Source organism: Pseudomonas edaphica (assembly GCF_005863185.1).
GTDB lineage: Bacteria > Pseudomonadota > Gammaproteobacteria > Pseudomonadales > Pseudomonadaceae > Aquipseudomonas > Aquipseudomonas edaphica.
Genome location: NZ_VBVZ01000862.1, coordinates 1 through 2,007, shown reverse-complemented (window position 1 = coordinate 2,007; position 2,007 = coordinate 1). Strand labels below are relative to the sequence as shown.

Annotated in this window: 3 protein-coding genes and 1 other RNA gene; all 4 read right to left on the bottom strand. The window is 58.0% G+C overall.

Annotation, left to right across the window (positions count from 1 at the left end; all coding sequences use genetic code 11):
• Positions 1-234, bottom strand: a 234-nt coding sequence (locus FEM54_RS31450) for an Arm DNA-binding domain-containing protein (RefSeq protein ID WP_138454160.1), incomplete at its 3' end; no start/stop codon positions are given.
• 186 nt (positions 235-420) lie between these two features.
• Positions 421-817, bottom strand: a transfer-messenger RNA (tmRNA) gene (gene ssrA / locus FEM54_RS31445).
• Positions 818-921: 104 nt separating this feature from the next.
• Complete coding sequence (locus FEM54_RS31440) at positions 922-1,200, bottom strand: hypothetical protein (protein ID WP_138454159.1); 279 nt, start codon at positions 1,198-1,200, stop codon at positions 922-924.
• Between the two features lie 125 nt (positions 1,201-1,325).
• Positions 1,326-2,007 (bottom strand): (Fe-S)-binding protein (locus FEM54_RS31435; protein WP_138454158.1); only part of this gene is annotated, 682 nt, incomplete at its 5' end.

The following is a 2,007-nucleotide window of genomic DNA, read 5'->3' as shown; positions in this document are numbered from 1 at the left end:
CGCCTCTGCGGCTTTCTTCCGGGCGTTGGCTAGCGAGAGGTCGGGGTATGGACCAAGTGCCATGTTGATACGGCTTCTGGTCAACGGCTCGCGGTAATTGAAATTCCACATCATTGAGCCGCTCGCGCGTACTCGAAGCTGTAAGCCATCGCCGTCGCTGAGGACGAAGTCTTTACCAGTTGCCTTGACTGCCTTGAGCTGGCGATCGGAGAGGCGGGTTGCGTTAGTAGGCATGAGGGCTACCTCCAGCACCGTTTTGGTATCCTGAAAATAGCATTTGGCAGTCCGGGATACCACCTGGGATACCAAAGCGCCTGGAACTCAGAAACCCTGCAAAGCCCCCATAAGCGCTGAAACCCCCGTATTCACTGGATTTCAGGCACAAAAAAAGACGTCCGTGGACGTCTTTAGATGATGAAGTGGTGGAGCCGGGGGGATTTGAACCCCCGTCCGCCAGTACTCCGCTGTCGGTACTACATGCGTAGCCGTTTCTATTAAGTTAACCCTCAGCGACCCGAAGGGCAGGGTGCTTTGGGCGAGTTGTGTAAGTTTTAGCCGCTTCGTCCACAACGTACTGCACGGCGATTCTGTTCTATATGACAATCACTTTGGGTTTACAGACATCCCCTGGTGATTGCTGGACCCGAAGGTACCAGAAGCTCAGGGCTAAGGCTGCTTACGCAGCGAGAGCGAATTCCTGGCCGTAGTTTTCGTCATTGGCAACTATAAGAAGTTGCAACAGTGGATTTACGAGTTCTGTTACCAACTCGGCATGCACCTAAAGTTTCGCGACCGGCGTCGAATCCTAAACGGCCCCGTGCTTGTAACTCGTTGTTTCTTAGTGAGTGACAAGCCTGTGCAGTGTACGCCAAACCGTCACGGAAGGCCAACCCGAAGGTTGGCCCTCAGCGAGTGAACCGCTTATTGGCCGCCTTTGTCGCCGTTCTGCAGATCTTGCAGGGCCTTGGAGGTGATCTCGATGCATTTTTTGTCATCGCCAGCGGCGTGCGCGGCTTTGGCCTGGGACACGGCGGTGTCGATTTCGCCCTTTTTGCCACTGGTGTCGGTGGCGAGCAGGGCTTGGCCGTTGTTGATTTTATCCAGGTTGATTTTGCACAGGTCCGTCTCGCCGGCAGCAAAAACAGGCGAGGCCAACATTACGGCGGTGATGAACAAGCCAGCAAGAGCAGTACGCTTCATGGGGTATCTCCTTGAGCAAATAAGGCTCGATGCTGCGCCGAAGCGGGGCAGCCAGCGAGGTCACGGGTGAGCCTCGTTCGCCGAGGCCTATTCAAATGACTGCGCCGGCACGCAGGGGTTCTGTTTTATTTGCAGGTTTCATGGGCGCGGGCCTGGGTGACGCGGTCTACGAGGTACACCAGGCCGTGATAATCGATACCGCCATGCTGGCTCAGGCCGATCTCGCAGGTGCGGCTGGTAGAAATGCCCTCGCTGCAATGTTGCACCGCGTCCTTGAGCGAGCGCAGTGAGTGGGCGTTGAGTTCCGGGGTGGTGAAGCCTTTGTCGCCAGCGAAGCCACAGCAGTGAATGCCTTCCGGGATCACCACGGTGGTGGCGCAGCGCCGCACAAGGTCGATCAAGGCCTGGCTTTCGCCCAAGTGCTGGGTGCTACAGGTGACATGCACGGCGATGGGGGCTTGCTGTGGCGTGAAGTCGAGGCGGTCCATCAGGTGGGTGCGGATAAAACGCACCGGGTCGTAGAGGTCCAGGCGGGTTTCGCCGAGGTCTTGCACTAGCCGCAGGGTGCAGGGGCTGGTGTCGCAGTAGATCGGGTCGAGGCCGCCACGGCTGGCGTGGAGCAGGGCGCCGATCAGCTCCTGGCGCTTGTGCTCGGCTTGGTCGGCGTAACCTTTGGAAGCAAACGGCTGGCCGCAGCACAGGCTGTCCTGGTTGTCGGGAAACACGACTTGGTAACCGGCTTTTTCCAGCAGGCCGCGGGTTTTGTCGTACAGCGACATCTGCTCTTTATCGTCGGCTGATGGGCCC